Here is a 6,806-nt window from a genome sequence, read left to right as displayed (position 1 = left end):
CAAGATCACATTAAACTCGAAGATAAAGTAAGGATTTTAACTAAAATATCCTTGAATTGTGGTATGTTTTGCTATGTAAAGGGGAGCAAATTAGTGGCATTATCAAATCAACTTATTGGAGAGAGTAGTCAACTACAAAAGCAAACAAGTAAAGTTGCACAAGATGTATTAAGAATGGGTGCATTAGTGGAAGAGTCTTTTCGCTATTGTCATAAAGCCTTGTTTGAAGGAGAATTAGAGGCAGTCTCAATTATTAAAGCTCAAGATCGAGAAATTGATAGGTATTATAGAGAGATAGAAATTCACTGTGCTAGTATTTTAACCTTACAAGCACCTGTAGCCCAAGATTTAAGAATATTAAGTGCTTTTATGCAACTGGTACGAGATTTAGAGAGAATTGGAGATTATGCTGAAGATTTGGGAGAAATAGCCCTTAAACTTGCTCTTTACACCCCTCATCCCTGTATGGCAGAGTTAGCTATTATGTCACAACAAGCACAAATAATGTTAGCCAAAACGATGGTAGCTTTAAGTGAGTTAGATAGTGAAGCTGGAGCAAAAATTAAACTTTTAGATGATACTGTTGATTATGCCTATGAGCGTCTTTATAAAACTTTAGCGTATCAACGTGATATAAAAGGAGTAGTTGAACCCATTGTCTTACTTGCTCTGGCAATTCGTCACTTAGAAAGGATGGCGGATCATGCCACAAATATAGCTCAAAGAGTATCATATATCGTAACAGGACGACGTAACTAATTAGGAATTAGGGATTAGGAATTACTGGCAAAATGCTTGTTTCATTGTTCTGAACAAAGTGAAGATCAACTATCGTAATCTTATTTGATTTGTGGCATTTCCGTTGGGAAAAATTTAGAATTTAGAATTTAGAAATGACTTCAGTTTGAGTTATTATTAACTACTATTTAATTTACCACAACCTATTTTCCGATTGCTATAAACTATTCACTATAAACTATTCACCATAAACTATCAATGTTTGATTTAAAAAAAAAGCGGAAATTGGCACTCTTTACGGTGTTAGCGTTGGTACTGGTGATCCTGAATTAATTACCCTTAAAGGTTTAAAAATTTTACAAAATACCAACATTATTGCATTTCCAGCAGGTATTAATCATCAAAAAGGTGTAGCTGAAACTATTATTGAAGGATATTTACAATCTCATCAGCAAAAACTCTCTTTATTTTTCCCTTACACTTTATCTCAAGAAACTCTTTCCCAAGCATGGTATTCCATTAGTTTGGAAGTTTGGCAATATTTACAACAAGGTGAGGATGTCGCTTTTGCTTGTGAGGGAGATATTAGTTTTTATAGTACTTTTACTTATGTGGCTTTAACATTGCAAAAAATACACCCAAGGATTAAAATTGTGAGAATTCCTGGGGTTTCTTCTCCTATGGCTGCCGCTTCAGCTTTAAATATGCCTTTAACCATACAGCAAGAAAAATTAGCCATTTTACCCGCACTTTATTCTATTCAAGAGTTAGAAAAAACTTTAGATTGGGCGGAGGTTGTTGTACTAATGAAAGTAGCTTCTGTTTATGATCAAGTATGGAGTATTTTGGCAAAACGAAATTTATTTGATTGTGCTTATTTAGTTGAAAAAGCAACTAATCATTCTGAAAAAATTTATACTTGTTTAGAAAATTATCCTCAATTAAAACTGAGTTATTTTTCTATCTTAATTATTCGTCAAATTATGTCAAAATAGAAAGATAATTATTTTCAATACTTTTAAAATTAAGATTATGGCAGATACTCTCAAAAAAGGTGCATTTGTAAAAGCCATCCCTGAAAAATTGGCTAACACGTTGGAAGCTAAAGCTAGTGATAGTCGTTTTCCCTCTTATATTTTTGAAAGCAAAGGGGAAATTTTAGATTTAAACGATGAATACGCTTTAGTTAAATTCTACACCCCTACTCCTAGTGTTTGGTTAAAACTTGATCATCTTGAATTAGTGAAATAAATAATGAGTAAATCTTTGACTCTACCTCTTTGTAATAAATTTCCCAAAGTATCTATTATTGGTGCTGGGAATGTGGGGAAAACTTTAGCCCAAAGAATTATTGAGCGTAATCTTGCTAATGCTTGTTTATTAGATATTGTGGAAGGTTTACCCCAAGGCATCGCCCTTGATTTGATGGAGGCTAGAGGTTTAGAATTACATAATCGTAACATTATTGGCACAAACGATTATCAAGATACTGCTAATTCTGATGTGGTGGTGATTACTGCTGGTGTTGCTCGTAAACCTGGTATGAGTCGAGAAGATTTATTAAAAATCAATGCTAAAATTGTCACGGAAGCGGCTCAAAAATGTCTTGTTTACTCCCCAAATGCTCTTTATTTGGTAATCACCAATCCTCTTGATGTAATGACTTATTTAGTCTGGAAAACCACAAATTTACCTTGCGAAAAAGTAGTGGGCATGGCTGGAGTTTTGGATTCTGCTCGTTTACAGGCTTTTATTGCCATGGAATTAGGAGTATCTGTTACTGATGTTCAAAGTATGGTATTAGGTGGTCATGGTGATTTAATGTTACCTTTACCTCGTTATTGTACCGTAAGCGGTATTCCTATCACCGAATTATTGGATGATATAACTATTAATAAATTAGTACAACGCACCCGTGACGGTGGTGCGGAAATTATTAAATTATTAAAAACTGGTAGTGCTTATTACGCCCCAGCTTCCTCGGCTTTTTACATGATAGAGTCAGTTTTATTAAATCAATCTCGTTTATTACCGGCTGCGGTTTATTTGCAAGGAGAATATGGGTTAAATGATCTTTATTTGGGTGTGCCTTGTCGTTTAGGATGTTCTGGTGTTGAGCAAATTTTACAACTTAATCTCACTGATGAGGAAAAACAAGCGTTACAGATTTCTGCTCGATCAGTTCGTGATAATATCAATCTAGCCCTTACAACCATGAGAAATTGAAAATTATTGATGACAGATAAAGAAAAAGATCGACCAACATGGGATGAATATTTTATGCTAATGGCAAAGTTAGCCTCTACACGCTCGACTTGTCTTGCTTTTCCTGTTGGTGCGGTTATTGTTAACCATCGTCAAGTATTAGCAACAGGGTACAATGGTTCTCCATCAGGCTCAATTCATTGCACGGCACAAGGTTTCTGTTATGAAGGTTTAAGCAGTTGTGATGCTAGTAAAATTTTACCATCTCGTGCAGTTCACGCTGAGGCTAATGCGATCGCCCAAGCGGCTAGACACGGTATTGCTACTAATGGAGCGACTATTTATGTAACTCTTGAGCCTTGTATTTCCTGTTTAAAATTGATTATTTCCGCAGGAATTAAAGAGGTTTTTTATGAAACTAATTTTAATTCAGGGGATAAATTAATTGTTAGAGATGCTTTTATTACTGATAAATTAGTGACATTACATCCTTTAAAAATCCGTGAAAATGTTGCTCAAAAAGCTAGTATTTTTTTAATTAAGCCTGTTTCTATTGGTGAAATACTCAATTGATTAAAATAATTTTTATCATTTAATTATCAGTTTTTATTTGATAAATGACACAATAAATAATTATTCAAAATCTAGATCATTTAGGATTAATAGCTGGAATTATCGATGATTTAGATATAGAAAATATTGTTAATTCTTTAATTCCCATAGATTGCTATAGCAGATAACGAGTTGATTAGAACGTTTTGAGATTCCTCTGGTTATCTCGGAATGACAACTATAGATTTTGAGAATGTCTTAACTAACCCGTTTATTGCTATATAGTTTCTTTTTTTTAGTCAAAATAGGTGATATGAGGATTAGCTATTACTTAAATTATGGTGCTTGGAAGCGAATTAAGTTATTTTCGGGTAAATGTTCTTTATATTGACCATTTTCTGCTAGAATCGCTAGTAAACTAATTTCAGCATCAGGATCAATATGTAAATCTTTCCAAGGTACAGAAATTTCAATACAGGAATCTATGGCAACTTTTCCACTACAATAACGAGAGTGCCAATTATTATCTTCTCTAGCTTCTTGCAACCATGTCGTTTGAGTTAATAAGTTAATACATAAATGATGATGATAATAGTAGTTGAGAGGAGCTTCTTTTGGTAAATTAGCTAAATAAATCTGATTGTTATGGCTTAATCTACCGGGATAAAACCAAAATAAATGTAATTCTGAAGGTAAATCTTGCCCTGCTTTAACACCGGGTTTTAAGTCAAAACGCAGATAAAAATTAAGGTGATCCCAACCATAATATATTGACGGAATGATACTTGCTTTGTGCATTGTTCCCCTTGCTCCGCCGATTTTGATTTTTCCAGCCTTATCCCAATCTTCCTCATCTCCTCGTCCATCTATCACCGGATGAATGAAACTAGCTGGTAAATAGTCATTGGCTAATTTTGTTTCAACTTCAGCAACAGGTTGATATAGATATTCTGGTGGAGTTTCATCTAAGGCTTGATATAAGGCGATTAAATGTTCTCTAAATAATTGGTCAAACATGGCATCATGATTAGAATGGTGAGGATCGCCAAACCACCAAAACCAGTCTGAACCTTCGGCGGCGTATAATGCGTCCCATGCTTCTGGGTTATTTTCTTCTGTGGCTTGAGTATGTTTAGCTAAGGTTTCTCTGGCGGTGTGTAAATACTCCCATGCTTTATTTTTAGCTGGATCTCCTATCCATGTATTAAAATTACCATCAACCCATGATCCACTGTGTAAACTTCTACTATTAAGGGTTTCTGTGGCGGGAAATTGATCGATAAATTCGGAAACGGTGACTAACTTGATTTGTGATTGTTGTGATAACCGACTATAAAGGGATTCTAAGAATAATTTACCGTCTTGTTCATAAAATTCCCAACAGTTTTCTCCGTCTAAGGCGATCGTCACTAACCAAGGATTTTCTAAAGTACTTTTATCTCCCCATTGTCTTTCTTTTAACCGCCGACAAATGGCTTCTAAATGTCCGATTAAGTCTCCGGCGGCTTGATCTGCATTCATTGCACCGTAGGTAAAACCAATTAAATCTGATAAACGGTGATCACGAAAAATGATGTTTAAATCTCCTTCAGGGGTTTCTAATCGATAAGGGCGATATAAGTATTCTGGTTCATATAAATTCCCCATTTCATCTCGATGAAAAAAGTGATTAATACTCCATCCTAAAACTGCTTCATCAGAGCATAACCAATTAAATCCTCTTTTGGCAACATGGGGTAAAATTGAAGGGCTTACAGACTGTTCACTAGGCCACAATCCTCTTGGCGATCGCCCAAATCTATCTTTATAAATATTCCATGCTTTATTAAGGTGACGGGGTATATCATCTTCCCACTGAAAACGAGTATTAGGTAAAAGTAAATTGGGAATAGCGACTCTTCCTGCGTTGGTATCTGCTAATAGGGGTAAAATCGGATGAGTGTAAGGGGTAGTGGTGACTTCTAATTGTCCTGTTTCCTGCATTTTTTGATGTTGCGGAATGATACGAGCAATGATTTCTTGTTGTTTTTTCCAAATGTTTTGGCGATCTGCTAAAGTAAAATTTTTGCCTCTTTGTAACCATTCAGCAATTTCTGGATCAGTCCAAAAAAGAGGATCAAACCATGCTAAATTATGCCATGCTAATAAATCACTGTAATCTTGATCTTGCCAATACTCATAACACCATTGTTCTCCCTTTAGGTGACGTTGTTGATAAAGTTCTTCATAACGAGGATGAGGGCGAATAAGATGATAATGGTTAGCATCAAAAAAATGTTGAATAATGTATTGTTTCTGTTGTGAATTTAAGTCACTAACGGAAGTGAGAGTTAAGGCTAAATAAGGATCAATGGCTGTACCATTAGCATATTCTTCTAACTGTAAAATCAAAGAAGGAACAAGGTTGACAGTTTGATGTAATAAAGGATATTTTTCAAGAATTAAAACTAAATCTAAGTAGTCTTTAATGCCATGTAACCGAACCCAAGGTAAACGATATTGCCCACCAAAATCATTACTAGAGAGACGAGATTTATATAGTGGCTGATGTTGATGCCAGATAAATGCAACGTAGAGAGGGTGAGCCATAAATTTAGAGGATAGATAAATTATCTTTATCAGTTAATCTTATTCAACATTTTTGGTCTTATTCTGATCCCGTAAACTTTCTTAATTAAGTTACTTATTTCTCTCACTACAAGCCACTGAAATTTTAGTTTTCTACAAAAATATTACTACTTGTTAAGGCTAAACCCGTACTTAAGGTTGCGATTTGTACCGACGGAATTATACCCGTACCATCTTGAATCAAAGAATAAAGCACCGTTTTCCCTTCCATCACCAGACGACTTAAATGCAAACTAGCTTATTGCTATAATGTGAATGGAAGTATTTTTAGACTCTAATAAATTTATGACAACTACCTCAGAAGAAGTTTGGCAATTATTAAAAGAATTAATTGAGGCTCAAAAGGAAACCGAAAAAGGCTTTCAGGAAATCAAAGAGCGTTTTGCCGAAACTGATCGACTTTTAAAGGAAAATGCAGAGGAAGCCGATCGCCGTTCTGCGGAAACTGATCGACGTTTTAGAGAAACAGAAAGACTACTGAAAGAACAAAGTAAAAAAACTGATGAGCAAATCGGTAAATTAGGTAATCGTTTAGGGGAGTTTGTCGAGTGGCAAGTGCGTCCTGCTGTAGTTCGTTTATTTCAAGAAAAAGGCATTGATGTTCATGAGTTTCTCTCGGATGTGTCGGTAAAAAGGGCGACGGGTGGTTTACAGATTGATTTGTTAGTAGTTAACGAAACGGA

Annotated in this window: 8 protein-coding genes and 1 pseudogene; 7 read left to right on the top strand and 2 right to left on the bottom strand. The window is 35.0% G+C overall.

The window, feature by feature from the left end; translation table 11 throughout:
• Positions 1–63: 63 nt before the first annotated feature.
• The 6 genes from phoU (at position 64) to FWJ34_RS19630 (ending at position 3,683) form a co-directional block, all read left to right on the top strand.
• The gene (gene phoU, locus FWJ34_RS17020; protein WP_308256537.1) at positions 64–759 is read left to right on the top strand and encodes a phosphate signaling complex protein PhoU; all 696 of its coding nucleotides are present in this window, start codon (positions 64–66) and stop codon (positions 757–759) included.
• Positions 760–1,022: 263 nt separating this feature from the next.
• Positions 1,023–1,733 (top strand): precorrin-2 C(20)-methyltransferase, encoded by a 711-nt coding sequence (locus FWJ34_RS17015; protein WP_308256536.1) that lies wholly within the window; start codon positions 1,023–1,025, stop codon positions 1,731–1,733.
• Positions 1,734–1,770: 37 nt separating this feature from the next.
• Entirely contained in the window at positions 1,771–1,989 is a 219-nt protein-coding gene (locus FWJ34_RS17010) for an NAD(P)H-quinone oxidoreductase subunit O (RefSeq protein WP_308256535.1), read from the top strand.
• A gap of 3 nt (positions 1,990–1,992) precedes the next feature.
• Complete coding sequence (gene mdh, locus FWJ34_RS17005) at positions 1,993–2,964, top strand: malate dehydrogenase (protein ID WP_308256534.1); 972 nt, start codon at positions 1,993–1,995, stop codon at positions 2,962–2,964.
• Positions 2,965–2,973: 9 nt separating this feature from the next.
• Positions 2,974–3,516 carry a dCMP deaminase family protein gene (locus FWJ34_RS17000; protein ID WP_308256533.1) on the top strand — a complete coding sequence of 181 codons (543 nt, stop codon included), beginning with the start codon at positions 2,974–2,976 and terminating at the stop codon, positions 3,514–3,516.
• A 56-nt stretch (positions 3,517–3,572) separates the two neighbouring features.
• Positions 3,573–3,683 (top strand): DUF4277 domain-containing protein, encoded by a 111-nt coding sequence (locus FWJ34_RS19630; RefSeq protein WP_396232050.1) that lies wholly within the window; start codon positions 3,573–3,575, stop codon positions 3,681–3,683.
• A 148-nt stretch (positions 3,684–3,831) separates the two neighbouring features.
• Here the strand turns inward: FWJ34_RS19630 and FWJ34_RS16995 are convergent, their stop codons facing one another.
• Positions 3,832–6,084: a glycoside hydrolase gene (locus FWJ34_RS16995; RefSeq protein ID WP_308256532.1), complete on the bottom strand. Its 2,253-nt coding sequence runs from the start codon at positions 6,082–6,084 to the stop codon at positions 3,832–3,834.
• 124 nt (positions 6,085–6,208) lie between these two features.
• Entirely contained in the window at positions 6,209–6,355 is a 147-nt protein-coding gene (locus FWJ34_RS16990; protein ID WP_308256531.1) for a hypothetical protein, read from the bottom strand.
• Between the two features lie 53 nt (positions 6,356–6,408).
• Between FWJ34_RS16990 and FWJ34_RS16985 the strand changes: the two are divergent.
• A pseudogene (locus FWJ34_RS16985) lies at positions 6,409–6,806 on the top strand (hypothetical protein); the annotation flags it as partial.

Source organism: Geminocystis sp. GBBB08 (assembly GCF_016743215.1).
In the GTDB taxonomy this organism is placed as follows: Bacteria; Cyanobacteriota; Cyanobacteriia; order Cyanobacteriales; family Cyanobacteriaceae; genus Geminocystis.
The sequence above is the reverse complement of the archived record's forward strand: the minus strand, read 5'-3'. Positions and strand labels throughout refer to the sequence as shown.

What these genes read in the sequence shown, in the direction of transcription:
- mdh (WP_308256534.1), top strand. Translation starts at nt 1,993, where the DNA reads ATGAGTAAATCTTTGACTCTACCTCTTTGTAATAAATTTCCCAAAGTA.
- phoU (WP_308256537.1), top strand. Translation starts at nt 64, where the DNA reads ATGTTTTGCTATGTAAAGGGGAGCAAATTAGTGGCATTATCAAATCAA.
- FWJ34_RS17000 (WP_308256533.1), top strand. Translation starts at nt 2,974, where the DNA reads ATGACAGATAAAGAAAAAGATCGACCAACATGGGATGAATATTTTATG.
- FWJ34_RS16995 (WP_308256532.1), bottom strand. Translation starts at nt 6,084, where the DNA reads ATGGCTCACCCTCTCTACGTTGCATTTATCTGGCATCAACATCAGCCA.
- FWJ34_RS17010 (WP_308256535.1), top strand. Translation starts at nt 1,771, where the DNA reads ATGGCAGATACTCTCAAAAAAGGTGCATTTGTAAAAGCCATCCCTGAA.